This is a genomic window from Rhodopirellula europaea 6C (assembly GCF_000338295.1).
In the GTDB taxonomy this organism is placed as follows: Bacteria; Planctomycetota; Planctomycetia; order Pirellulales; family Pirellulaceae; genus Rhodopirellula; species Rhodopirellula europaea.
Map to the genome: position 1 here is coordinate 1 of NZ_ANMO01000084.1, position 24,560 is coordinate 24,560.

General features: G+C 56.1%; 20 protein-coding genes and 1 pseudogene. 9 read left to right on the plus strand and 12 right to left on the minus strand.

Going from position 1 to position 24,560, the window contains the following annotated elements; translation table 11 throughout:
• The 3 genes and pseudogenes from RE6C_RS06705 to RE6C_RS06715 form a co-directional block, all read left to right on the plus strand.
• Window positions 1-732, plus strand: a pseudogene (locus tag RE6C_RS06705) (serine/threonine protein kinase); the annotation flags it as partial.
• Window positions 733-801: 69 nt separating this feature from the next.
• A complete protein-coding gene (locus RE6C_RS06710; protein WP_008655048.1) occupies window positions 802-2,076 on the plus strand; it encodes a glycosyltransferase in 1,275 nt (424 codons plus the stop codon).
• Window positions 2,077-2,186: 110 nt separating this feature from the next.
• Window positions 2,187-4,160, plus strand: coding sequence for a LamG-like jellyroll fold domain-containing protein (locus RE6C_RS06715; RefSeq protein ID WP_236617999.1), 1,974 nt, complete (start codon window positions 2,187-2,189; stop codon window positions 4,158-4,160).
• Between the two features lie 17 nt (window positions 4,161-4,177).
• Here RE6C_RS06715 and RE6C_RS06720 read toward each other — a convergent pair whose 3' ends face one another.
• From RE6C_RS06720 to RE6C_RS06730, 3 genes are all read right to left on the minus strand, one after another.
• Entirely contained in the window at window positions 4,178-4,852 is a 675-nt protein-coding gene (locus RE6C_RS06720) for a DUF4956 domain-containing protein (protein ID WP_008655050.1), read from the minus strand.
• On the minus strand, window positions 4,845-5,639 hold the full coding sequence (locus RE6C_RS06725) for a polyphosphate polymerase domain-containing protein (protein WP_008655051.1): 795 nt from the start codon (window positions 5,637-5,639) through the stop codon (window positions 4,845-4,847). The genes RE6C_RS06720 and RE6C_RS06725 overlap by 8 nt, the downstream gene beginning before the upstream one ends.
• 95 nt (window positions 5,640-5,734) lie before the next feature.
• Window positions 5,735-7,648, minus strand: a complete 1,914-nt coding sequence (locus tag RE6C_RS06730) for a CotH kinase family protein (RefSeq protein ID WP_039961392.1) — start codon at window positions 7,646-7,648, stop codon at window positions 5,735-5,737.
• A 191-nt stretch (window positions 7,649-7,839) separates the two neighbouring features.
• On the opposite strand from RE6C_RS06730, the gene RE6C_RS06735 reads away from it, so the two are divergent.
• On the plus strand, window positions 7,840-9,021 hold the full coding sequence (locus RE6C_RS06735) for a prenyltransferase/squalene oxidase repeat-containing protein (protein ID WP_008655054.1): 1,182 nt from the start codon (window positions 7,840-7,842) through the stop codon (window positions 9,019-9,021).
• 45 nt (window positions 9,022-9,066) lie between these two features.
• Window positions 9,067-9,774: a hypothetical protein gene (locus RE6C_RS06740; protein ID WP_144054680.1), complete on the plus strand. Its 708-nt coding sequence runs from the start codon at window positions 9,067-9,069 to the stop codon at window positions 9,772-9,774.
• A gap of 1 nt (window position 9,775) precedes the next feature.
• Here the strand turns inward: RE6C_RS06740 and RE6C_RS06745 are convergent, their stop codons facing one another.
• The 7 genes from RE6C_RS06745 to RE6C_RS06775 all read right to left on the minus strand — a co-directional run bounded on the left by RE6C_RS06745 (window position 9,776) and on the right by RE6C_RS06775 (window position 15,380).
• Window positions 9,776-10,492 (minus strand): flavodoxin domain-containing protein, encoded by a 717-nt coding sequence (locus RE6C_RS06745; RefSeq protein ID WP_008655057.1) that lies wholly within the window; start codon window positions 10,490-10,492, stop codon window positions 9,776-9,778.
• Window positions 10,489-11,295 carry a DUF4198 domain-containing protein gene (locus RE6C_RS06750; RefSeq protein ID WP_039961397.1) on the minus strand — a complete coding sequence of 269 codons (807 nt, stop codon included), beginning with the start codon at window positions 11,293-11,295 and terminating at the stop codon, window positions 10,489-10,491. The genes RE6C_RS06745 and RE6C_RS06750 overlap by 4 nt, the downstream gene beginning before the upstream one ends.
• Before the next feature lie 26 nt (window positions 11,296-11,321).
• Window positions 11,322-11,849 carry a DUF2271 domain-containing protein gene (locus RE6C_RS06755; RefSeq protein ID WP_008655059.1) on the minus strand — a complete coding sequence of 176 codons (528 nt, stop codon included), beginning with the start codon at window positions 11,847-11,849 and terminating at the stop codon, window positions 11,322-11,324.
• A 36-nt stretch (window positions 11,850-11,885) separates the two neighbouring features.
• Entirely contained in the window at window positions 11,886-12,542 is a 657-nt protein-coding gene (locus tag RE6C_RS06760) for a PepSY-associated TM helix domain-containing protein (protein ID WP_008655061.1), read from the minus strand.
• 20 nt (window positions 12,543-12,562) lie between these two features.
• A complete protein-coding gene (locus tag RE6C_RS06765; RefSeq protein WP_008655062.1) occupies window positions 12,563-13,651 on the minus strand; it encodes a DUF1559 domain-containing protein in 1,089 nt (362 codons plus the stop codon).
• 186 nt (window positions 13,652-13,837) lie between these two features.
• On the minus strand, window positions 13,838-14,245 hold the full coding sequence (locus tag RE6C_RS33710) for a DUF1559 family PulG-like putative transporter (RefSeq protein WP_008655063.1): 408 nt from the start codon (window positions 14,243-14,245) through the stop codon (window positions 13,838-13,840).
• 313 nt (window positions 14,246-14,558) lie between these two features.
• Entirely contained in the window at window positions 14,559-15,380 is an 822-nt protein-coding gene (locus RE6C_RS06775) for an ABC transporter ATP-binding protein (protein ID WP_039961393.1), read from the minus strand.
• Between the two features lie 282 nt (window positions 15,381-15,662).
• Between RE6C_RS06775 and RE6C_RS06785 the strand changes: the two genes are divergently transcribed.
• Together RE6C_RS06785 and RE6C_RS06790 are read left to right on the plus strand one after the other, a co-directional pair.
• The gene (locus RE6C_RS06785) at window positions 15,663-15,869 is read left to right on the plus strand and encodes a hypothetical protein (protein WP_039961394.1); all 207 of its coding nucleotides are present in this window, start codon (window positions 15,663-15,665) and stop codon (window positions 15,867-15,869) included.
• Between the two features lie 343 nt (window positions 15,870-16,212).
• Window positions 16,213-19,125 carry an ABC transporter permease gene (locus RE6C_RS06790; protein ID WP_008655070.1) on the plus strand — a complete coding sequence of 971 codons (2,913 nt, stop codon included), beginning with the start codon at window positions 16,213-16,215 and terminating at the stop codon, window positions 19,123-19,125.
• A gap of 44 nt (window positions 19,126-19,169) precedes the next feature.
• On the opposite strand, the gene RE6C_RS06795 is transcribed toward RE6C_RS06790, so the two are convergent.
• Window positions 19,170-20,582, minus strand: a complete 1,413-nt coding sequence (locus RE6C_RS06795) for a sigma-54-dependent transcriptional regulator (RefSeq protein ID WP_039961399.1) — start codon at window positions 20,580-20,582, stop codon at window positions 19,170-19,172.
• A gap of 35 nt (window positions 20,583-20,617) precedes the next feature.
• The gene (locus RE6C_RS06800; RefSeq protein ID WP_236618000.1) at window positions 20,618-22,012 is read right to left on the minus strand and encodes a sensor histidine kinase; all 1,395 of its coding nucleotides are present in this window, start codon (window positions 22,010-22,012) and stop codon (window positions 20,618-20,620) included.
• 226 nt (window positions 22,013-22,238) lie between these two features.
• Between RE6C_RS06800 and RE6C_RS06805 the strand changes: the two genes are divergently transcribed.
• Together RE6C_RS06805 and RE6C_RS06810 are read left to right on the plus strand one after the other, a co-directional pair.
• Window positions 22,239-23,258, plus strand: a complete 1,020-nt coding sequence (locus RE6C_RS06805) for a DUF1559 domain-containing protein (RefSeq protein WP_008655078.1) — start codon at window positions 22,239-22,241, stop codon at window positions 23,256-23,258.
• A gap of 236 nt (window positions 23,259-23,494) precedes the next feature.
• Window positions 23,495-24,394, plus strand: a complete 900-nt coding sequence (locus tag RE6C_RS06810) for an EF-hand domain-containing protein (protein ID WP_008655079.1) — start codon at window positions 23,495-23,497, stop codon at window positions 24,392-24,394.
• Window positions 24,395-24,560 lie beyond the last annotated feature (166 nt).

Sequence of the window (24,560 nt, forward strand, 5' to 3'; positions counted from 1 at the left end):
TTGCTCGAGAACATTGGACCGTTGTTGCAGCTCTTGGAAGAGAGCGTTCAGAAAGAATTGCAGATCGATCGTGAAAAGGCGGACGCGATCACCGATGCCGTCAAAATGCTTCAATCCGAACGGCATTCCTTGGCGAACGAAAACCCAGGCAACCTGTCCATTGAAAACGCAGACATGACAGCGCTGTTGGAATCGTTCGATTCGTTCTTGAAGCAGCAACTGAGCCCTGAGCAAATCGAACGGTTGCAACAGATCGCTCGTCAGCGTCGATTGCCGTTCACGTTCAAGTCCTCTGAAGTCGTCGCGGCTCTCGAACTGACTCGCGAACAACGAGTGAGGATCGATCAAATCATCGAAGAAACACGTCCATCACGCCGCGGTGGAGGCGACGGCGATCGAGGTCCCCGCGATCGCGAAAATGGCCGACGTGGTCCAGGACCAGATGGGTTCGAGTTTGGAATGCGAGGGCGATTTGATGGTGATCGGTCGCCCGATGGGAATGGCTCCCGTGGCGGCCGGCGTCCTGAATTCGGGCGACCTCCTGAGATGAATGGTCCACCTGAATTTGGTGGCCCGCCCGGTATGAAAGGGCCGTCAGGATTCAATGGGCCGCTGCACGACATGTGGAATTCGGAAGGGACTCGCTATACCGTCGAGAAAATCCTGGAGATATTGACACCTGAGCAACGAGAGAAATGGAACGAATTGATCGGGGAACCGTTCGTTCAGTGATCGAGTGAACACGATCTGAAGTTGCCTGTTTTGACAAAGCAGTTACGTGACACCTTGTTGGAATTTTGAATGCGGATTCTGGTGCTGACGGTGGGGACGCGAGGCGACGTGCAGCCGTACGTTGCTTTGGCCGTTGGACTGAAGGCGGCGGGGCACGAAGTGCAAATTTGCACCTGCCAGATCTTCGAAGACTTCATCCGTTCGCATGGGATCGACTACGCTCCGCTGAACAACGACATTCGCGATTTTATGGAATCGGAGGATGGTCGGGTGGCGATGGAAACAACCACCAATTTGTTTCAGGCCGTTCGGACGGGAGTTCGATTGATGCCGAAACTGACTGGCATGATGCATCGTCAGGTCAACGAGATGTGGGCGGCGGCCGAGTCCTTTCAACCGGATTTGATTCTGTTCCATAAGAAGGCCATCGGCGCCGAAGATTTTGCAGAACGCCTCGGTTGTCGTTGTGCCCTCGCGTTTTATTTGCCGCTGTATGTGCCCACGGGGGAGTCGCCTGCGTTTGGGTTTCCAAGGTTGCCGTTGGGTCGCTGGTACAACCTCGCGACTTATCTCTTCATCGAATTCATCACTCGGCGGAGTGGAGGTCGGTTTGTGGGCAAGTGGCGGCGGTCGCTAGGAATGTCAAAGAAGCGTCCGCCGTATTTTCGTCATGCCGATGGCAGTCCCGACGCCGCGTTGCATGCCTACAGTCCCGCGGTGATTCCAAGACCAAGCGATTGGCCTGAGTACGCGACGGTGACCGGGTATTGGTTCCTGGATGCTCCAAATGAGTTTGAGCCGAATCGATCGCTGTTGGAGTTTCTTCAGCAAGGCCCACCACCCATTTACGTTGGTTTCGGAAGCATCTTCGGACGCGATCCACGCGCGACGGCCGAACGTGTTATCGAAGCCGTCCGCTTGTCCGGACAACGTGCAATCTTGGCTCCGGGTTGGGGCGGAATGGACCTGCGGGAGTTTGATCTGCCAGAGACCATGCTTTCCATTGATGCGGTTCCACACGATTGGTTGTTCCCTCAAGTCTCCGCGGTGGTTCACCATGGCGGTTGCGGAACCACGGCCGCCGGGCTTCGCGCAGGTCGACGCACGATCATCTGTCCCTTCTTTGGTGACCAACCGTTTTGGGGCCAAGTGGTTCATGAGCTCGGCGTTGGCTCCCAACCGATCCCGCAACGAAAGCTCACGTCCGAACGGCTTGCCCAGGCCATTTCTCAAACGATGGATGATTGTGAGATGGCAGTCAGGGCGGACAAACTTGGCAAACTAATTCGATCGGAATCGGGCGTGCAGAACGCGGTGCGATTCATCGATGAACTGAATGTTTGATCGGCCCATAGGATAATCGGCATGGATCAGGCGACCGCTTCAACGTGTTAGAACCAGCCGTCGGTCTTGGTTCTCACAAGTGGTTCTCAACGCATGTAGGATGGGCACTCTTGTCTGTCAGAGTTGTGGATGTCGGCCAAGAGCGGACAACCTACAACAAAACCAAGAGGCTGGTGAGCGAGGGAATGGATGCAACTCCCTTCCTCGCTGACGCATCGGGTTATGATTGTGCGCTCGTTGTCGCGGTCCATGTTGGAGCTTTCGCGGTTGATCATTTCAGTCTCTCGTTGCTGCATCCCCTTTTGATGATCCGAACCATTTTGTTGAGTCTGTTTGTCTCGGTTCCTGTTCTGGCAATCGCGAGCGAACCCGTCCGCTGGTCGGCTGATTCGGCGCGAGCGAACGTTGTTGCAACGCACGGCAAAGCGGAGTTGTGTGCCGGGATCGAGGGTGAGAGTTGGTTTTTCAACGGGCAAACGGTGCTGGAGCCACAAGACGCGCGCGACGTTTTGAAATCGGGGCAGTATTCGCTCGTTGTTTGGGTGAATCCCCACCGTTTGAATGCAGGTCAACAAATCATCGCGGCCAAGAATCGCTATTCCTTGGGCGAACGCGAATGGTCGCTGATGCTGGATGGCAATCGCCAATTCAGCCTTTATGTGTACCGAAATGGATGGCGAACCATCTCTGGTCCGGAACCTGAACTCGGCAACTGGTATCAACTCTGCATGGTCATGAAACCGGAGTCAGCGGAGTTGTACGTCAACGGTGAACGGGCGGGATCATTGAAGCTGGATCGACCCGTGCAATCCACCGACGCGCCGCTGACTTTGGGTGGAGTGAACGACGATGGAAACATTCGACAAACCTGGAATGGCGCGATCGACGAAGTTCAGCTTCTTCCAAGTGCATTGTCGCCTGAAGAAGTGGCCGCGTCCTATCATCCCGTCGATTCAGTTCATGATGTTCCGGTTCCTCCTCAGGCGTTCCCGCTGTGGGATGAGAACGTATCACTGGGCCGAGCCGATGATCTGCCCGAAGTCGCGAACGTCGATTTTCACGTCATCAAAAAATGGGACAAGCCCCGCGATGGATACACCTTCTTGCATGGCGTCTCACTTGCGTGGCACAAGGGGAAGTTGTTTGCTTCGATCGGTCACAACAAAGGGGATGAGAACACGGTGACCGAAGAAGCTCAGTTTCGCGTCAGCGAGGATGAGGGAAAGACTTGGGGGCCGTTGGAGGTCATTGACGCTGGGGACGAAGGAAACTTGGCCGTCAGCCACGGCGTGTTCCTCTCCCATGACGAAACCTTGTGGGCATTCCAAGGTGCTTACTACGGAAGGATGGATGACATTCACACGCGAGCCTACCGGTTGAACGATTCCACTGGGGAATGGAAACCGCTTGGCGTCATCATCGAACATGGATTCTGGCCGATGAATCAACCTGTTCGAATGGATGATGGCAACTGGATCATGCCAGGCTTTCTTGGGAAACGCTATTCAGGTGACAAGGTGTTTCCGGCTGCGGTCGCGATCAGCCATGGAAATGACTTTACACGGTGGGATTGCGTGAAGATTCCGGTGGACTCTTTCATTCATCGCATGTGGGGTGAATCTAGTTTGTGGGTGGATGGTTCGACCGTCTTCAACGTCGCTCGCTACGGTGGTGACGCGAAAGCATTGGTTTCGAAAAGTGACGACTATGGTCAGACTTGGGCGCCATCAAGAGTCAGCAACCTGCCAATGGCGACGTCCAAACCGGCGGCAGGTGTTTTGAGCAACGGCCAAAGGTATTTGGTTTGTACGACGGCGGCAGCGAACGGAGGCAAGCGTTCGCCACTGACGATTGCCGTTTCGCGTCCCGGCGAAAATGTGTTTGCCAAGGTGTTCGTCATTCGGCGATCCATGAACGGGAACGCAGCGGGTGAATCTGCCGCAAGTTTGAGTTTGTCTTACCCGTGTGCCTTGGAACACGATGGCAAACTCTATGTTGGGTACTCCAACAATGGCGGTCGCCGCGCCAACCAGAACAGTGCTGAGTTGGCGGTGCTTCCAATTGAGTCGCTCCAGGTCCCTTGAAGTTTGCCTGGTGTCGATCAAATGGGTTTGGTGGCGATCGATTCGACCGTTGGGATCGCGTTCAGGGCGGCGATCAGTTGGCTGGCGTCGGTGTCGTCTTGTGGTTGATAGCGGTAGACGAGTTCCAACGAGCCGCCTCGACGAGCGGTTTCCGCAGAAACGATCTCGTAGCTTTTGGTGAGCCGCTTCAGTTCGGATTCCCAACCACCGATGGAATGCAGTCCGACTTTCATGGTCAAACGCCATGTCTCTCCGGTTAGCAGCGAGGGTTTCTCAGCCTTTGACGAGGGGCGTCCACCATTGAACTGTGTCGCCCAAGCCAGCGTGATCAACCCAAGGAAGGACACCCAGTATTGGCCGGCTCCGATTGCCATCCCAACGACCACCGCCGCGAGCACAAATGCTACGTCGCGGGTGGACGACACCGCGGCTCGGAAACGAACGATTGAAAGTGCGCCGACCAAGCTGAAAGCGCGGGCAATGTTGTCGCCGATGATCTGAGTCGCCATCGCGATCAAGACGCTCATGAGAACCAACGTCAACGTGAGTTGGTCAGCGGAGTCGGACGGCGATTTGATGCGAGCGATCATCGCCACAACCCAACCACATAGCCACGCCAGTGCGAGTCGGGTGGCGAGTGTCGGCAGGTTGGCATCGACTTCGGTGGAAACTTGATTGAGCCACTCAGGCATACGACACGGTCTCCGTGTTCCAGTTCCATTCCGGCGGCAATTCGATCGCAGAATCGAACACGGGAACAGGTTGATCCAGGTTCCAACAACGAACGGCGGCTCGGTATTTTGAGAACCCGGTCACTGGAATCGGAAATTCACGCAGCAGTTCTTTGAAACGATGGGGCATAAACCGGTGAAACTTTAGTTCCAGGATTTCCAAACCCGTCGCTTTCACACGTTGAGTCCGGTCAGAACCAGCCTCCTCGGATGCAACATTCCAACCCGACGCCGGGCTGGCGTGCAGTTGACTGTCGATGGTCAAACGCATGTTCTGCCCCAGTTCGGAACCCATTCGAGCGAACCGGCGATAGTGAATTTGCGTGGTCGGGCGGAGTTGCTTCTTGATGGCTTGTTTGAGAAACCAGTCACCCAGTGCAGGTGTTGTCGGATCTGCTGAGTCCGACTGGGTGGAAGCTCGTTCGAGTTCCAGCAGTGTGTTCATCACTTCGTCTTCTGATCCGACGCAACGAGTCTTTTGAACTTCGTTCTTTTTCTTTGATTTGCTTTCTAACCAAAGTTTCGACTCACAGCCATAGCGTCGAACCCGATACTTGCGACGCCCGATACTTCCAGTTTGATGGAACAGGTCCAATTGGGGCGTGTCGAGGTACAAACTGTTGACGTCGTAGCTGTCACCAGATTCGCAGTTTGGATCGACCTCCAAGTGTTCGCGAGCCCATTGTTTGACTTCCGATGCCAAGCATGGATCAAGTTGGTATTTCAGTTCGATTCGTTTGTCGTTCATGACGTGATTTGATACTGGAAATTGATGTCTGATCGCAACGCCTCGCGGTCGCAACAGTGGCTTCCGCGAGGCATTGGTGCAATAGAATCTTGGTGCTACTTCAGAAGGAATTCGCGACGACCATCCGCGAAGGCCTTCAAGTTCATCGCACCGTGTCCGCGGTGTGGTTCTTCTGCGTGGTCGGACACTTGTGTGTCGCTGGTCATCGATTGAAATGACTCAAACGTTCCCAGCTTTCGCGTGTCCACTTTCAAGATTGGTTCGATCAATTTGGCTTGTGCCTGAACAAACGGTCCGAGGTTTTCCCAGTTCAGCGAGTGCTCCGCGAGTTGACGAACATTGGCGAGGTAGGCATCCCGGTATTCTGGAACCGCCAGCACTTTGCTGCGAAGTGGTTTGGTGGGATCTTCCAATCCGATCAGCGGATCGAGTCCAAGCGGTGATGCCGTTGATTCAGGTCCAGGGCCATTTCCACCGCGGGGACCGTTTTGATCGGGACCGGCGAATCGACGAGGGCCATCGAATCCTCTCGGGCCACCGAACTTATCTGGGCCGCCGAATCCTCCGGGGCCACCAAAGCCACCTGGCCCGCCGCGTCCACGACCACCTCGTCCGCCTGGCCCACCGCGGCCGCCAGGACCGCCAGGTCCACCCGCTGCACGGAAGGCTTCGTTCATGTCGTGAGGAACGAAGTGGAACACGTTGTCTTTGTCCAGCACGATGCTGTAGTCACTCGCTCGGATCCAATAGCCGTCCGAGTTGATCAGGGTGTTGTCCAGTGCGAGGAACCAGAGCAAATTGTCAACGTCGACAATCGGTTCCAATGCCGCGGGCAACTCATCCGAAGGGGTTTCTTCCAGCACGCGGCAGAGGTCGACCAATCGTTGGAGGTCTTTGTCGTTGCCGGATTTTTGTTCGAAGGGATGACGGTAGTCTTCCAAGTTTTCGCCGTGATATTCCAAGCCCCCGCCACCACGTGGTGAGCCGCTGACTTTCCAACGTGCACCTTTGCCACTGCCGAAGTTTCGTTTGACGAAGTCCTTGTTGAATTGTTCAACGTTGGTGTACACACCCCAGTCTTCGCCGTTGATGACAACGCGAACGAAGTTGGCTCGTGGTGCAGGAATGTGTTGGTTGGCGATGTGCGAATACAGCACGGTGCTCATCATCGAATCGTCGCTGGCTCCGTTGAGCAGGTTCAACGTTTTGTAGCCACCAATGCGTTGGTCTTCGTTGGCCATGTCGACTGAGATATTCAGCGATCGTTTGTAACCACTTGGGACCATGCCGTAGGACGAGGCACCGCGGAAGCTGATGCCGCAGTTGGGATAGGATCTTCCGTCGATGGTGATGGTCGCCGGCACTTCCACGTCGGTGCTGTGGAAGGTTTCCATTTCTTGTTCCCAGTCGTCATTGCTGAAGTCCAGAAAAACGGTGCGGACGATTTGGGGATCGTACAAGTCACCTTGAAGTGGAGTGACGGATTCTTTGGTGATGGTTTGTCCCGGAGTTGGTTCGGGACGATCGCGATTCATTCCGGGAGGCCCACCGCCACGTTGGCCGCGGCCACGTACTCCTTCATCACCACGGGGTGGTCCACCACCGTCGGGAGGTCCAAATCCGGGGCCGGGGCCGAAGCCTGGCGGAGGACCAAAATCGCCCCCGCGACCTCCGTCCCGATCTCGACCTTCGCCTGGTCCACGACCCTCACCGCGCCCACGGCCTTCGCCGCCGTCGCGAGGACCACCGGGCCCACCAAAGCCACGCTGCGTCGGATTCGCAGCAAGAAATTCGCGAGCTTCGGCACGCTCCGCATCGTTCAGCCAGCCGTTGTCGTCGGAGTCAAATTTCTCAACGAGTTCTTGATCTTGTTGGTTCGGCCCCCCGGGGCCACCAGGACCGAATCCCGGCGGCTGGGCTTGGATGTTGGGTGAGCAACCGGGGCCGACGATCAAGGTGGCTCCCGCCATCAACAAGACCATGGAACGAACGTGTGGGATGCAGAGCATTCGAAATACCTGAGGAACGAAACGAGAGACTGCGGGCGAAAAGCCTTCTACCGACCAGTTGCGAACTCAATCCGCATCCGCCGCGAAAAATGGAGAATTGTTTTGGGATGGTTGCTGGCACATTGGTTGCGTTGTGAAGCGATGCATGGAGATAGAACGCTTTTCTTTCCCTACTTCCTTGAGAAACACAGATGCATTGGGATTCCAACCCTTCCGGACCAACACCCGCTCGCCGGAAATTCCGCCTTGGTCGCCGGATTTTTGTCACAACCTGTGCGGCTGCGATCATCAGTTTGCCTGCCTATGGCCAAGAAGCTGAAACGACAAATGCGAAACCGATCAGCGAAACGGAGCAGCTTCGCCAGCAGATCGTCGACAAGGGGCTCGCATTTCTGACCAAAGAAGGGCAATCCGAACAAGGAACGTTTTCAGATCGAGTCGGTCCAGGCGTGACGGCGCTGGCGATCACGTCGGCACTGCGCAACGGCCAACCCATCGACGATCCAATGGTCGCGGAGGGACTCAAAGCACTGGAACGTTACGTCAAACCGGACGGCGGCATCTACGGCAACGGTCGGCTGAAGAACTATGAGACCTGTGTCGCGATGGTGTGCTTCGCCGAAGCGAACAAGACCGGTCAATACAACGAAATCTTGAAACGTGCCAAGGAGTTCGTGACGGGAATCCAGTACGGCGAAGGAACCAAGGATCCCTCCGACCCCTGGTATGGCGGCGTCGGGTACGGCGGTGCCGGCCGACCTGATTTGTCCAACACCGGGTACATGATCGAAGCTTTGCGAGCCGTGGAGACTCCGGCAAGCGACCCAGCGATTCAACGCGCGCTCGTGTTCATTTCGCGATGCCAGAATTTGGACAGCAAGTACAACGACACTCAGTTCGCTGACAAGGTCGATGACGGCGGGTTCTACTACGAAATCCCGACGACCAAGATTGATCCAAGCACCTCGGAAGAACGCTTCACTCCCAACGGTGGACTTCGCAGTTATGGCTCGATGGGGTACACGGGTTTGAAGAGCATGATCTTTGCCGGTCTGACAAAGGAAGACCCTCGTGTCAAAGCCGCTAAGCAATGGATCCAAGATCACTACAGCGTTGAGAAGAATCCCGGCATGGGGTCCGCTGGGCTGTATTACTACTACCACACCTTCGCAGCGGCGCTCGATGCCGCGGGTTTGAAAACGGTCGCCGATTCTGATGGCAAGGAACACGATTGGAAAGCAGACTTGGTCGCGGAATTGGCCGAACGTCAGAACGAAGATGGCTCGTGGAGCAACGAAAATCAGCGATGGTTTGAGAACGATAAGAACCTCGCTACCAGCTTTGCGTTGATGGCACTGGGACACTGTCAGTGAGTGTTGTTTCCTGACGATTCATTCGCGGACGAACGAGGCACCTGAATGTCGAGACAATCGAAGTGGTTGTGGGGAAGCCAGATCGCAGCATTTTGCATGCTTGCGATTTGGGCGGCCGTGGACCCTTCGTTTGGATCTCTGGTTCGAAGTGAATGGTTTTCAGTTTCATGCATCCAAGCCAATCCAGTTCGCAGTGTTGGGATCGGTTTGATCGCGATTTTGGCCGTGGGAAGTCTGCTTGGTTTGCTGGTCCAGTTCTTTGCCAGATCATCGCCAGCGACTCAGCACCGATCGTTGGCACAGTTGTTGGCGGTGGTCACTTTGGCCGGGTTTTGGTTTGCTCTTGCGACCCACGTTGACTCGATCGCATGGCAAGGCAAACGGGCTCGGTTTGCCTTGCGTGTGGAGGGGCTGGAACGCATCGTTGCTCCGCTTCGCGAAGAGTGGCCGGAGCGTGATGGTGAGCTTCCTGTCATCGGGCCCTTCATGGCGTATCCATTTGGACGCCCGACGACGTTGGTTTTGTTGCAGGCTCCGTCAGTGGCGCAGCAATCGGTCTATGTCAGTGCGATTGAATTGCAGGACGGCGCGATCAAGTTGCAATTGACCGGAACCGATGGAGGCGACTGGGCGGAATGGCATCCACCATCCAGCCAACCGGCATCATTTGTGGGCGGTTTGTCCGACCCGCACGAAATGGAAACCGCCACACCGATTGGTCGCGGTTGGTACTTGGTTCGCTACCAAAGCTGAGTCACAGACTCGGTTGAGCGTTGCCGGCAAACTCTTCGACGAGTGCTTGCCAGGCTGACAACGCCAACGGATCGGCGTCATCGACTTCGATTCTCTCGTCGGCTGCCTTCGCGCCGCACTGTTGCAACCAAGCGTCGATTTGTCGGCCGAACGCACAGTACTCGTCGTAACTGCTGTCGCCGAGTGCCAACACCGCGTAGGTCAGCGATGACAAATCATGCTGGGAAGACATCACTTCCTCGGCAAACTCAAATGCATGAACGGGCGGTTCACCATCTCCCGCCGTGCTGGCCAAAAAGAATGCGTGTGGAACGGTCTGCAATTGCTCGACGGATAATTCATCCAATGGCAGCAGTTCGGCAACTTTGCCAGCCGCACGAAGCAGTTCCAATGTTTGCTGCGCCAGTTCTTCAGCGAATCCTGTTTCACTGGCGTAGACGACCAGCACCGAATCGTCATTGGCAGAAGTCGCCGGGCTGCTATCTGTCACTTGTTCGGAAGTGAGCGAGGTGACATTCGTCGTTGATGTTTTTGTCACCGAGTCATTTCGCAATGACCAGGCACACAGCAACCCGTAGGCGACGAGAGAACCCGCCGCCATCCACCAACGTGCGGCACTCGGTGGTGCGACCCACCAAGTGCCTTCGGTCCATTTTGCCAGGAACCAAGCGGCGATCATCAGCACCGCGAGGCAAATGGCGTTGACCTTTGAGATCATTGAGGCAGAACTTCGAAAGTGCCCGCGTAGCTCATTCGGCGGCCGACTGCGTTCTTGATCTTGGTCTCGTCGTCTTGGTGGCTGGTTTCGATCCAGTACATGCCGGGTTCATCCCAAGTGACTTGGAACTCGCCTTCTTCGTTCGTGGTGACGTTGATTTCTTCCTGCGAGCTGCGATAGCGGGTTCCGCCTTGGATCACAACGATTTCCATGTCCTTCTGAGGTTGGCCGTTGACCAAGAAGCGGAAGGTGGCGGTTTCGCCTGAATACAAGTCGTTGGGATGGGTGACGGGGATAAGTTCAATACCCTTTCCAACTGGTTGCAGTGCGTCGAGCGAAGGTGCACCGTTGGTGACGAACGTTTCAACCCGTCCGAAGCTTTCGGTAATGCGAAGGTTAGTCGCGTCGGCAGGAATTTCCGATTCAATCGCAGCGGCGCTTCCACGCCAACGACGTCGTTTGCCGTTCTCTTCCCAGCTTGCAAAGGCACCATCGTTGACGACAGCAACGCGATAGGTGCCACGCTGAGTCAGTGGCAAATCAAAGACACTGCGGTACTTTCCCTTGGCTTTGTTTTCAGCATCGACATGGGTTCCATCGGGAGCCGTGATGACCAAGTTGTCCAACCCCAGTGGAAAGTGATTGAAGTAGAACAAGTCATTCGAAACGGCCGCGTCGACAGTCAACCAGGGTTCGGGACCCGAGAACACGGTTTGCGATGGCAGCAACCAAACCTTGTGGGCATAGGTCGTGCTCGGGATGGCGGTCAACAGAAAGACAAACGATAGGAGCAAGCGATTCATGTTCATTCTCGTGTTTAAAAGGAAGTTCATTTGGTGGATGGGATGACGAAAGTGATTTCGCCGAGTTCTTCTTTGCCAGCGGCGTTCAATTTTTGTGTCGTCTTGGAAGGCCACACAAATGGAAGTTCCACAATTTCGCGGCCGCCGACTTCTCGCGAAGCCTCGACCATCAGGCTGTATTTGCCAGCCGGCAATTTTGAAAATCGTTGCTTGTGGTCGTCGAACGTCAGTTCATGTTTGCCGGCAGGGCGGGTGGCGCTGGACACACCATCCACGGGCATTTCCAGCGAACGTCCGGAACGACGCCACCACTGACGCAGGTCGGGCAACCACTTGGTTCCTTCGCCTTCGCCGGATTTGGTCAGTTGGTACCAAACGGCCAAGTTCGCAACGCACTTTCGGTTTTCGTCTTGGATCCAGATCGCCACATAAGGACGGTGGTATTCCGAGACATTCAACCGTGGGATTTCAACGGTGGCTTTCCAGTCTTCGGCGGTCGTCTGGCTGACGCCGAGCAGAGCGATACCGAGCATCAACGCAATTCGATTCATCATGGAAGGAAGTCGAGTTATCAAGAGGAAGGAAAGTGATCAGTGAATGAGCAACACGGCCAATAGGAACGGCAGGAAGAGTCCGAGTCCGACCAGTGGCCAAGTCATTTTTCGACGTCGTGCGTGTTCCACCAGCAACAGCAGACCAGTGAGACAAAACACCAATGTGGCAATCGCGAAAAGATCGAGGAACCATTTCCATGCCGCACCCGTGTTGCGTCCTTTGTGCAAATCGTTGAAGTAGGAGATCCAACCTCGCTGGGTCGATTCAAATTCGAACTCACCGGTCTCGCGATCGATCGCCAACCAAGCGTCGGAGCCGGGACCGGGCATCGAGAGGTAAACTTCATCTTCCGACCAATCCGCTTCTCGGCTTCCGATTGATTTGCCGGTTTGCTCGGTCAACCAAGCAGCCAATTCAGGCGGCAAGGCGGCTGATTCTGCTTCCGTCGAATTCGCAAGCAAGCTCACGAACTCCGGCGGCAAATCATCAATGACCGAATTGCGCTGCGGTTCGGTTTCAATTTGGGAAGCGTGGTTCAGCGTGATGCCGGTGATCGCAAACCCCAACATTCCGATCAAGCAAACTGCCGAGCTGGTCCAGTGCCACAACACCACCATCCGCAAAGCAGCGGATGAGAATCCGGTCTTTCGAATGGTGGGCGTCGCAGTCGTTTCGGCGGTTGGGTTGCTCATCAAGGAAGGTCAGCGAGGAGTTAGTTGGACGAAATGGTCTCGACCTCGCGTCCCATTCGAGTCCAGCTTGCGTGCCAGACTTCTCGTTCGACCGAATCGGTCACGTTTTGAACGCTGCCATCAGCCATCAGGATTTTCACGAGCCCGGTATGATAGCTACGTGGGCCGGTGATTTTGGCCGAACGGAAACTGAGATCAGGAATCTGGCTGTTCGGTGGCAAGTACCCGTTCATGACGGCTCCGTCAGGTACCGACCCACGAAGCCAGTAGTGGTTGCGGCTTCCATCCCAACTGTTTGTGACCGCTTCGACACCGGCGTATTGGTTTTGGGCCGCTGCTTCCAAGACCGTCGTGGCGATGGAGCTGACCGACGCGCGATTGGATCGAAGATCCATCTTGGGCGAGACATTGGCCACGTCGAGTCCGGACCCAATGCCCGTTTCAGCGAACAGGATGGTGTGGGAAGTTCCGTCGAGGATGTCACGGAATTTCAGCTTGGCGTTGACCCAGCACATGCCGTCCGATGGAGTGCCGTTGCCAGGGTGGAAAACACCATCTTGGCCGCTGCCCTGGTTCATGCTGTAGCTGGTTCCCGCGATCTGAATGGAATCACCCGATGGCATCGTCAATCCGTGTAGAACAGCATTGACATCGCTGGGGCATTCGAACGCTGGTACTCGTGTCTGAGCAGCTTCACGCAACTCGACAGGAAGATCTTCGCGAGCGGGGTGTCCCATCGGGATGCTGAAGTCGATCAGGTCTTGCAGTTGAGATTGCTCCAAGAACGGCAAGATCTTCGCGTGGGGCGAGAAGTCGTTTGGATAGGTCGGACCGCTGAACCCATTGTTGGGGAACGCACCGGCGTAAGTTGATGCATAGTTGTGTGTGGCCAGTCCGATTTGCTTGAGGTTGTTGCTGCACTGCATCGACCGGGCGGCCTCACGTGCGGCTTGAACGGCGGGCAACAACAAGCCAACCAGCACGCCGATGATCGCGATGACGACCAACAATTCGACCAATGTGAAACCGCGATGCAGCTTTGGAATTGCGAACTGTTTTGTCGATTGAGAGTTGATTGGCGTTGAGCCAGCTTCGTCTTGGTGAGTCATTCAGGTTCTCCTAAGAGGTGCACATGCTTGTGCGAGGCGAACGTGGCTGGCTATTGAACCGAGGTTCATGGCTGGCTTCGTAACAGTGAATTGAAAAATTGCTGAGCGACAATTGCAGTGAGCGTTGTGCGACTCAGCGACGTTTGAACGATTGATGTGTGATTGAGTTGAGTTGTTGGAATCGCATCAGCAATTCTGTGAAATCGTTTCCACTTCGCGACCCTTTCGCGTCCAGCTCGCGTGCCAGATTTGCAAATCGATTGAGTCGGTCACGGCTTGCACACTGCCGTCGGCTAAAGCGACTTTGAACAAACCCGTGTGGTTGCTGCGAGCGGCGGTGATCTTGGACGAGCCGCGAACCAAGTCGGGAATGTTGCTATTGGGTGACAAGCGGCCGTTGATGATTGGGCCATTGGGAACGGTGCTCTGCTGCATTGAGCGAGCGGCTTGGGCCGCTGGCAAGAGCAAGCCGACCAGGACGCCGATAATCGCGATGACCACCAACAACTCCACCAAAGTGAAGCCTTTGTGACGCGCGGCGGGGCGAGCGGAGCCGGCTTGAATCGTCTCATTTGAGATCGGTTCAAGGTGCATTGACGAAGAAACGAGATGCGAACAGGGCATTAAAACTTCAGCCGAAAGGCACACAGGGTACGGATCTGCTTCAGCGGATCAGGCCTCACTGCGGTGGTGAGAACGACCAAGAAGCGAAACGAACGTGGCTGGCTGGAGGGGGGACCCGTTGCTGGCTGCGTCGACGACTCTGTTATTGCGAGTCAGTCGCAATATGGTGCTGATTGATCCAAACGGTTACAAGGGGCAAAACGAGGTATGGGGTGAAATTTGAGCTTTTTCAAAGCGAGCCGCATTTTTCTGACGGGAAAAAGCGGCTCTTCGGCAATTTGAATCACCGCGAATGGGTCAAATCCAGGGCATCTGCCGAGACGATTTGTTGGTACCGAGCGGCCAGGTACTGGGCATCGGTGCACTGCTTTGTGAGGAATTGGCTCACGATTTGGCCGTCCTTGAGAACGACGACGCTGTCCGCCCAAACCGCCACGCTGGGTTCGTGAGTGACCATCACGATGGTCCGTTGTTGTTGATCGCACAGATTTCGCAGCAGTCTGCAGATCGAATCGCCAGTTACAGAATCCAGACTCCCGGTGGGTTCGTCAGCGAAGACGATGGCCGGATTGGTGATCAGTGAACGTGCGATCGCGACGCGTTGCTGCTCACCACCACTGAGTGCGTCGGGGCGATGGTGCAAGCGATCTTCGATACCCAATTGCTGAGCAAGTTCGGTTAGCTCGGATTCGTCGGTCAAGCTTTCTCCCGCGGCATAGAGCGGGAACAGAATGTTGTCTCGTGCTGATAGAGACGGCACCAAGTTGAACGCCTGAAACACCAAGCCGATTCGCCGCCGTCGAAAGCAGGTGAGCTCATAGTCCGACAAATCGGCGATGTTTTGACCTTCAATCAGAACGGACCCCGATGTCGGACGAGTCAATCCGCTCATCAAGTGCAGCAACGTGCTTTTGCCTGACCCACTGGCTCCCATAACCGCGACAAAAGATCCTGCTTCGACGTCGAGGCTGACATCACGCAACGCATCGACCTGGCGAATGCCTTGCCGATAAGTTTTGGAAATGGACTGAACCGTTGCGGTTGTTGTTTGAGAACGTTCGGGCACAGACATGGGTGGCGTGATTGGTGGCATCGAGTCGGGCACAAGAGCGGTTGAGCGAAGGATGGTGCTTTGATTAAGCACGAGCCGTGCCAGGGGCAACGCATACATCGATCGATCGCAACACAGACGGCGTCGAAGCCAACGATTTGCGGGGTGCGGCGACTTTCGCTGTTGGTTTCGGTCTGATTCGAGTGAACGACTTTGCAGGAACCGCCGGCGAAATAGCCATCGTCCGCGACCGAAATTCCATCGAGCCTGAAGATGTTGGTGCGGAATCCACAATCGGCACCATTGATTCCAGCGAGCAACATCGAAGAGGTCAGAATGATTCAACAAACGAAGACTTTGGCTTTTGCCACAACCGCGATCCTGCTGACAGACGCATGCTTTGTGTCGATGCGGTCATTGTGCGCTGGCGATGCGCTGATGCTGAAAGCAGGGGGTGTTCACCGAGCAATGTTGGATTCATGCGAGAACGGTGACAACACTGCGAAGACCGCGTCGTCATTCAAGCTGAAAGCTGAAAGCTGAAAGCGGAACGCGGTGACTTCGTCCATGGTCCGATTTGCAGCGGCGGTTTGTTTTTCGAAGGCACGGAAAGAGTGATGCACTCAAAGTGATTAGCGAAGCTCTGCATCAAAAAAATGAAGTCAGAGCGATGGGATCAACGACGGAGAATCGACAAGGCGAATGGACGTTGCGTTTGAACTCAAGGTGGCGATGGAGAATGCGTCGCCGCTGGCGAAATTTTCATCGGCCAGAACGTGCTGACATCTAAGAATGGCCGAGTTTCGCGAAAGAAATCGCATTGGTCCGGTGATTGCAATTGCCGGGCCTTCCTCGTCGATCCGCCAACCTTGTTGATGCTACCTTCATGAATTCACATCGTTTTTTGATCCAGTTTGTTGGTGCACACATGCGTCTGAATCCCGGACGCGCATGCATCACCACGCTGGGGATCATCGCTTCGACCTGTGCCGTGGTTTGGGTGGTCAGCGGTTACGACGCGTTGGTGTCTCAGTTCGATGAGAACAGCGAAAAGTACTTGGGGCGTTACGATCTACTGATCATGCCCAAGTCAGGACCGCCGGGATCGGAAACCCCACCTATTCAGTCCGCTTTGGTGGATGAGTTGAAACGAGACGCAGGTGTCTTGGAGGTCAATCCGATCGGTCAGTCGCGGGTCACGGTGATCCCAATTGGAAATCAGACGGAAGGCGAGAAGACATCGCTCGACTATGTGGTGGGGGCACGTCCGCCCGTCAACGGTGCTCCGCCGTTGGACCCGACTTTGGTCAGCACAACTGCGATTGAACCACCTTACGAATTGCTGCAAGGACGCTGGTTGACCGAAGACAACGAAGCAAAAGAAGTTGTCATCGGTGAGTTGGTCGCGAAAGACAAAACGCTTTCCGTCGGTGATGACCTAAAGCTGCTTTCGATGGCCAACGAAGTGGAATTGACCGTCGTGGGGATCGTCGAGCAAGCTCCGCAGGCACCATCGTTTTCATCGCGAGGTCGCGGTGGGCCGCCGTCTGGAAAGCGACCCAGCAAACCGCGAAAGCCAAAAACTGTTTCGAGTGAACCGAAGAGCGAAACGAATCAGACCGTGCTGGGGATGCCCAAGAATTTTTCACAGGGCATCGCGGCCAACGTGATTTATGTCCGTCCCGAACTGGCGGAGTGGATCAACGGCTACGTTTCGAAACCTCAGGTGTTGCAAGTTGCGATTCGCGACACGGTCACCATCCAGCAATTTCGCGAAGCTTGGGAAGAACGCCTGACCAGCGGACGGCCCGCGATGCAGTTGATCGACTTCGAGGCCGTTAGAGCGGGGATGGAGTCGAGTCGATCTGTATCGGGCCAGCGATCCCAGGCTTGGGCTGCGACCGGGATGGCGACGCTGGCGGCGATCTTCATCATCTTCTCGACACTCAGCATGGGCGTCACCGAACGCACTCGCGAATTCGCGATGTTGCGAGCGGTTGCTCTGACTCGAGGGCAAATCGCCACGATCGTCGCGGTTGAAAGCGTCTTGCTTGCGATCGTCGGTTGGCTGGGCGGGTTGGCGGCTGGCTATTTGATGTTGGTTGTCGGCAGTCACTACGTTCCTGGATGGTTTGGGACGGATGCCGTCTTGGGCTGGGGGTGCATCGTGTTGTCTGGAGTGACCGTGCTGGTTGGGGCCTTGGGTGCGGCGATTGTTCCCGCTTGGCGAGCCACTCGCATTGAACCGCTCGACGCGATGACATCCAAACTGTCGACACCCGGCATTCAGTCTTGGATGGTTTGGGGGATGATCGGGTTGACGCTCTCCGCACTGACACCGCTTCTCGTTTTCGCGATTCCAATGTCGGACGAATGGCGAACGTGGGCATATGGATTCCTGACTTATCCGACTTTATTGCTGGGCATGATTTGTTTGGCACCAGCTATCGTCGTGGGAAGCGAGCGGACGATTGGACCCTGGGTGACTCGCGCGTTGGGGTTGGACACTCGAATGATGAAGACGCAGTTGTCCACCAATTTGTGGCGGACTGTCGGGGCGACGTTGGCCTTGTCGATCGGTTTGGGACTTTATGCTTCGACGCAGACCTGGGGATATTCCATGTTGAAGCCGTTCACCCCGGGGACATGTTTGCCCGATGCTTTGGTCGCGTTCCATCCGGTTGGATTGGATGACGAAGGGATCGATGATGTTCGAGATGTGTCGGGCGTTCGGGCGGATCGGGTGATGCCGTTGGCGATCGAACAAGCCAGGTTTGATTGGGGCGATGCCGATCAGCCTTCCCGTGTGCAACGTGACAATGCGGTCCTGTTCGGGATTGATCCAGCGATGGCATTTGCCAGTGAAGACCCGTTTCTGACCTTCGCATTTGTAGAGGGCGATCGAGCGTCCGCCATCGAAGCGTTGCAATCCGGCGGCTCGTGTCTGATCTCAGAAGACTTTCAGATGAGCACAGGGTTGAGCGTCGGCGATGAGTTGAGCTTCACGCCGCCGACCACGGAAGACGAACGCGTGACCTACCGCATCGCTGGAGTCGTGTCGTTGCCTGGGTGGCACTGGGTGACAAAGTTTTCGGGAGTGAGGCGACACTTTGTTCGGACCGCAACCGTGGTGTTCGCAAATCGGGAACAGGTGCAACGAGACTTCCATTTGCATCAAACGGAATTTGTTTGGATGGACTTGGAAGATGATGCTGACTTGTCGTCGATGGAAGCCGATTTGCAATCGATCGCCGAACGAAAGTCTGGAGAAACCTTTGTAGCAAGCGGTTTGGGAAGCGTGAAATCGTACCGTCCGTTCGCTCGGATGACCGCATCGGAGAATGTCCGCAAAGCGATCAAGCTTCGAGCTGACGACATGATTTGGGGAATGAGCTATCTGCCGTTGATCACGCTCGCGATCATGTCGCTGGCGATTGCTAACACGGTCATCGCGTCGGTGCGATCGCGAACGTGGGAGTTTGGCATCATGCGGTCGATTGGCGTGACCCGAGGCCAACTGGCTCGCTTGGTCATCGCCGAAACGATCTTGATCGCGGTCGGTGCCTGTTTGCTGAGTTTGATCTTTGGATTGACTGCCGGATGGTGCGGCGTCGGGATGGCCCAGTATGTCGGTTGGTTTGCCGGGCCGCCGAACTTCATCATTCCGTGGTCTCACCTGTCAATCGGATTCGCGATGACGATCGGGCTGTGCTTGTTGGCAGGATTGTGGCCCGTCGTGCGAATCGGCCGGGCCGAACCGCTTGGATTGCTACAAGCCGGACGCGGCGGCCAAGGATGAACGAGACGGTGAGTCTTGTTTTTGCTTCGCGTCGTTGAGTTCATTCACTGATCGTCGATGCCGTAGGCCTTCATGCGATCGCGAAGCGTGCCACGGTGGATGCCCAGCATCTCCGCCGCCTTTGCCCGATTGCCTCCCGTGTGCTTTATCACCGATCGCAGCAACGTCGGTTCGGTTGCAGCCAGAAAATCGCTGTGCAACGTCACCGAGTCGGGGTTGGCTTCGATCGCGTTCTCTGACCAAACTCGAATGGATTTTTCCATCGCGAGAACGGGAGATGTGGTTGGTGCGTCGCGTCCAGGTTTGGGTTCGGGGAAATCATCGATGGTGAGTTTGCGGCCGCGGCTGACGACGGCGGCGTGCCCGACCGCGTTTTTCAATTCGCGAATGTTGCCGTGCCAGGGGCGTGCGTGAAGTTGATCTAGCAATTCATCATCGACCGCTGATTCGATGTCCGCGTACTTCATCGCCGAAAGGAAGTGACGGCAGAGCGGCCCGATGTCTTCCACGCGATCTCTCAGCGGTGGAAGGTGAATTTGCACGCCGGTCAACCGATGAAACAAATCTTCGCGAAAGGCGTTGGTCGCGACGTCTTCGTGCAGGTCGCTGTTCGTGGCGGCGAGGATACGAACGTTGGCGGTTCGTGGTTTGACATCGCCCACGCGGCAGTACTCGCCTTGTTCGAGCACTCGCAGCAATTTGACTTGCGTGCCCAACGGTAGGTCACCGATTTCGTCCAGCAACACGGTGCCGCCTTCGGCACGTTCAAACAATCCGGCTCGGTCGTCGCTGGCGCCCGTGAACGCTCCTTTGACATGACCGAACAGTTCGCTTTCGATCAAATCGGGATTCAGTGCGACTGGGGCGATGGGAATGTAAGGTCCATCGGCGCGGCGACTGTGCCGGTGAATCGCGGCGGCGACCAGTTCTTTGCCGGTGCCTGTTTCGCCGGTGATCAGCACTGACAGATCGCTGTCGGCGACCAAGGCGATTTGCCGGAAGACTTGTTGCATCGCCGGTGACGTGCCGACCAGCACCGACGGATCGACGTCCATTGGCTGAGTCGCGGTGGGAGCCGTTCGACGCGAAGATTTTTGGAGTGCCGTTCGGCAGGTGCGCAGAGCGTCTTCGAGTTTGAATGGTTTGGTAAGGTAGTCGGTTGCTCCGTTTTTGACTGCTGCGACAGCGGTTTCCAAGTCACCAAAGGCGGTGATGATGATGACCGGAGCGTTGTCAGTTGATTCCAAAAACTTTGGCAATGCCGAGATGCCATCTTCTTTGGGAAGACGCACGTCGAGGATGACCATCGAAACGTCGTTCTGGGCTGCCAGCCGCAAACCTTCCTCGGCGCTGGATCCCGTGATGACCTCATGCCCTTCGCTGGTGAGCATTTTTTCCAGCGCCCAGCAGATGGAAGGTTCGTCATCGACAACGAGAATGGTGTGTGCTGTGGTCATGTCAAAAACTGTGGTTCGTTCTGTTGGTCCAGCGATCAAAGAATTCGCGTGTCCAACTCAAAAATGGTTCGTTCGTTTTCTCGCCGCCACTGCACCGAACCGCCCAAGTATTCTGCGGAACGTTGGACAACGGGAAGCCCCAGTCCCATGCCTTCGGGTTTGGAGGTCACAAACGGTTCGAAGAGGTTTGCCGCCACTGCATCGGGAATGCCGGCACCATTGTCGGATACCGTGACTCGAAGCATGTTCTCGCTCAACTGTTGCAGGGAAACATCGACTTCGTCACCCGCCTGAATCGCGTTGTGGATCAAGTTGGTCACGGCCGCCACCCATGTTGGACCATCTTGAATTCGGCGTTGACGCAGATCGTCGTCCAATTCCCATCGCAGGTTCACTCGCAAATGATTTGCGATGGGCGACAGACTGGTGCGGACATCGTCAAAGCATGTTTGGACTTCGGTCGGTCGATCTTTGTCTTGGCGTCCGGAGGCGACCAGCAACAAACGACGAACGTAGTCTTCGGACAGCTCGATTTGATGGATCGCCACCCGGATCCCTTCGTCGTCGGTCGCTTGGCATTCTTGAGCGTGCAGTTCGACGGCCATGCGAGCTCCCGTCAAACTGTTTCGCAACTGATGAGCCATGCCGCCCGCGATTTGGTGCAAGAGCTTTTCGCTTTGCTGACGGTTGATTTGATTCCAAAGTTGTTTGAGCTGTTGTGCCATGGAATCCACCGCTCCGCCGAGTCGACCAATTTCGTCGGGCACTTCTTCATCAGACGCATCGTGCGAGACCGCTGAGTCAAAGTCTCCATTGGCCACCGCTTCGACGCGTCGTTGCAGTTTGCTGATTCGGCGAATCAATCGTGATGTCAACCAGAACGTTAACGAACTGAGTGCAACGATCGTCGACAACCCAGTTGCCAGCGGAAGGATTGCGGCTTGCCGGCGATTGGCGTTGAACTGTTCGTCTTCAAACAGAACCACCACCGCGGTGACTCGGTCTTGGCGGAGTTGGCTGCCGACGGTTTGAAAGGCGAACACTCGGAACCGAGTCCCGTCATCGTTAGGCACGATCGCCGCGGGCAGAGGTTGCTGGTTCTGCAGGTGTTCTTTGAAAGACGTTCGCGCGGCTTCGTCCAGGTTCAGCGTGGACGAGGTGACGTGACCGCTGGAGCTCAACCCGATCAATTGCGTCCGGGTCAGATCCGCGAGAGATTCCAGGACCATCGAGTTGAGCGGGAAGTTCGAATCCGACAGCGTTGACTGAATCGCGGAAAAACGTTGCTCCAGATCCTTCATCGCTCGTTGGGTGCCCAGCCAATACGAAGCGATCGCCACCAGCACCGCTGCCATCAGCGCCGTGGCGATGATGGGGGTGAGGAGGCGAAGTCGTAGCGAACGGAGAGGGGGAGATGTCACGGGACTCATTCTATTTGGATGTCCGAGACGAAAAATCCGCCGCCGGTGGCGAAAGACCCGCCGCGGTATTGGCTGAAACGAGGCAATCGGATCATCATGTTGCTGTTTTCACGCACTGTGTGTGGGTGGCACACCGCGTGCTTCTTACGAGTTTCGATCTGAACCTGATTGACCTCCATGCTTTACCCATTCGGGGGCCTCTGGGATGAGGCTCTCCCCACGAAGGAATCGCTCGATGAAGAATCGTTCTGCAACTCGCTCCGCTTTCACGTTGGTCGAACTGCTGGTGGTCATTGCGATCATCGGAGTGTTGGTCGGGCTATTGCTGCCGGCCGTGCAATCCGCTCGAGAAGCGGCTCGTCGGATGCAGTGCAGCAACAATCTGAAGCAGATCGCGTTGTCCGTCCACAACTACCAAAGTGCCTACAAAAAGTTCCCACCCTCCGCACTCGTTGATTTGAGCGTGACCTCCACCGGCAACAATGGGTCTTGGGGAGTGCACGGACGGATCCTGCCGTTTTTGGAACAGGGCAATGTTTATGAAAACATCGACCTTTCGTTGGCTTGGGACAACCAGGAAGCCATCGATGGCCTGAAGATCCCAACCTACGCTTGCCCGAGCGATCCCGGAACCGATCAAGAGCGAACGTTCAGCGATGGCCGGCCCACGTTGTATCCGACCACCTATGGATTCAACTTCGGCCGATGGTTTGTATTTGATCCCACGACTCAGAAAACTGGTGACGGGATGTTCGCTCCCAACCAGTTCTACAGCTTTCGAGATTGCTTGGATGGCAGCAGCCACACGTTGTTGACCGGCGAGGTGAAAGCTTGGACTCCCTATCAACGCAACGGTGGTCCATCCGACACGGCCATCCCCGCCAATCAAGCTCAAGCCGAATTGGTCGTCGCCAGCGGTGCCCAGTTCAAGAACACCGGACACACCGAGTGGCCGGATGGTCGTTGCCACCACACGGGATTCACCGTGACGTTGCCTCCCAACAGTGACGTGGAATTCGAGACGGGTGGGCAACTGTACGAACAGATGGATTTTAGTTCATGGCAAGAAGGGAAAGACGGTCAAGGCGGTAACCCGACCTACGCGATGATCACCTCCCGCAGTCACCACGTCGGATTGGTGCAAGTCGCAAGAGTGGACGGGAGCGTCTCGTCCGTCACCGAGTCGGTCGAACTCTCGATTTGGCACGCCTTGGGAACTCGAGCAGGCCGCGAAGTCATCCAGGGCGAATACTGATTTTGTCTTGAGACGCACCGCGGATGAGGTCGGCTTTTGGGGAAGTACGTTGCCCCTGAATGTGATTTCTCGTCCTGCGGCGGTGGTGAGCGAAGGCCCGAGAAAGTTTCTCGTCGAAAAAAAGGAATTTTGTTTGGCGGTTGTTGGGATGAGTCGCAACTGACTCATTAGCAGCATGTGATCAAGGGGTTGATCGCGGGCTTGCAATCATTCCCACACCACTGGAGGCCTCCGCGATGAAGGCACTGACTCAATTTTCGTTCGTTGTACTGACTGTTGCTGGCATGTGTTCCGCGGTGGCTCAGCCGCCTGAACGCGGAGACCGCGAAGGACGGGGCGGCCGCTCCGGAGCTGATCGCGGCCAACGTTCGCCCGTCGAGCGTTTGATGCGTTTGGACAAGGACGAAGACGGCAAGCTGACCGAAGAAGAAGTGGGCGATTCCCGGCTCAAATCGTTGATCACCCGAGCGGACAAAGACAAAGACGGCGTCGTGACTCGTGAAGAGCTCGAAGCGATGGTCGGAAGCCGCGAGCTTGGCGACGGCGCACGCGGTCCTCGCGGCAACGGTGACCGCGGTCCACGTGGCGACGGCGATCGTGGCCCACGCGGTGGAGGTGATCGAGGTCCTCGCGGTGAAGGTCGTGGTCCCGAAGATGGTGCTCGACGTGGCCCGCGAGATGGTGATGGTGACCGTGGTCCCCGTGCTGATGGCGACCGTGGTCCTCGCGGCCAAGAAGGTCGTGGACCTCGTGGCGAAGGTGACCGCGGACGCGGCCCTGGGCCAGGTTTCGGTGGACCAGCACGGGATGGCGAAATGCAAGGTCGTCGTGGTCCCGGCGGGCCTCCACAAGTGGGCCAAGTATTGCCAGCGTTTGTGCAAGAACACATGAGTTTGAGCGACGAACAACGCGAAGCGATTGCAAAGCTGCAGGCCAAGGTGGATGCGGAGCTCAAAGAGATCTTGAGCGAAGAGCAACTGCATGCGATGCGTCGTGGTCCTGGCCAGGGACTTCGCTCGGCCGAAGGACACGAGCATCATCACGGCGATCATCCGGAAGGTGCTGATCGCCCCTCGCGTCCAGATCGCCCAGAACGCGGTGACCGCCCAGGACGTCCTGGTCGGCGCGAACGCTAGTCGTCGCGGGATTCACGAACGGCAAGGTCTGCTAACCAAGTAGACTGCCCAAACAAGCAGACGAAACAGCCACTAAGCTCGCATTGCTCGGGTCGATTTCTTCGGAATTCGATCCGAGCTTTTTTGTGAATCGACTGCATCAAAACCGATTTACAAACACTTCAAC

Excerpts from the sequence above, each read along its gene's own strand:
- RE6C_RS06710 (WP_008655048.1), top strand. The coding sequence starts at position 802 with ATGCGGATTCTGGTGCTGACGGTGGGGACGCGAGGCGACGTGCAGCCG.
- RE6C_RS06720 (WP_008655050.1), bottom strand. The coding sequence starts at position 4,852 with ATGCCTGAGTGGCTCAATCAAGTTTCCACCGAAGTCGATGCCAACCTG.
- RE6C_RS06725 (WP_008655051.1), bottom strand. The coding sequence starts at position 5,639 with ATGAACGACAAACGAATCGAACTGAAATACCAACTTGATCCATGCTTG.
- RE6C_RS06730 (WP_039961392.1), bottom strand. The coding sequence starts at position 7,648 with ATGCTCTGCATCCCACACGTTCGTTCCATGGTCTTGTTGATGGCGGGA.
- RE6C_RS06735 (WP_008655054.1), top strand. The coding sequence starts at position 7,840 with ATGCATTGGGATTCCAACCCTTCCGGACCAACACCCGCTCGCCGGAAA.
- RE6C_RS06740 (WP_144054680.1), top strand. The coding sequence starts at position 9,067 with ATGTCGAGACAATCGAAGTGGTTGTGGGGAAGCCAGATCGCAGCATTT.
- RE6C_RS06745 (WP_008655057.1), bottom strand. The coding sequence starts at position 10,492 with ATGATCTCAAAGGTCAACGCCATTTGCCTCGCGGTGCTGATGATCGCC.
- RE6C_RS06750 (WP_039961397.1), bottom strand. The coding sequence starts at position 11,295 with ATGAATCGCTTGCTCCTATCGTTTGTCTTTCTGTTGACCGCCATCCCG.
- RE6C_RS06755 (WP_008655059.1), bottom strand. The coding sequence starts at position 11,849 with ATGATGAATCGAATTGCGTTGATGCTCGGTATCGCTCTGCTCGGCGTC.
- RE6C_RS06760 (WP_008655061.1), bottom strand. The coding sequence starts at position 12,542 with ATGAGCAACCCAACCGCCGAAACGACTGCGACGCCCACCATTCGAAAG.
- RE6C_RS06765 (WP_008655062.1), bottom strand. The coding sequence starts at position 13,651 with ATGACTCACCAAGACGAAGCTGGCTCAACGCCAATCAACTCTCAATCG.
- RE6C_RS33710 (WP_008655063.1), bottom strand. The coding sequence starts at position 14,245 with ATGCACCTTGAACCGATCTCAAATGAGACGATTCAAGCCGGCTCCGCT.
- RE6C_RS06785 (WP_039961394.1), top strand. The coding sequence starts at position 15,663 with ATGATTCAACAAACGAAGACTTTGGCTTTTGCCACAACCGCGATCCTG.
- RE6C_RS06790 (WP_008655070.1), top strand. The coding sequence starts at position 16,213 with ATGAATTCACATCGTTTTTTGATCCAGTTTGTTGGTGCACACATGCGT.
- RE6C_RS06795 (WP_039961399.1), bottom strand. The coding sequence starts at position 20,582 with ATGACCACAGCACACACCATTCTCGTTGTCGATGACGAACCTTCCATC.
- RE6C_RS06800 (WP_236618000.1), bottom strand. The coding sequence starts at position 22,012 with ATGAGTCCCGTGACATCTCCCCCTCTCCGTTCGCTACGACTTCGCCTC.
- RE6C_RS06805 (WP_008655078.1), top strand. The coding sequence starts at position 22,239 with ATGAAGAATCGTTCTGCAACTCGCTCCGCTTTCACGTTGGTCGAACTG.
- RE6C_RS06810 (WP_008655079.1), top strand. The coding sequence starts at position 23,495 with ATGAAGGCACTGACTCAATTTTCGTTCGTTGTACTGACTGTTGCTGGC.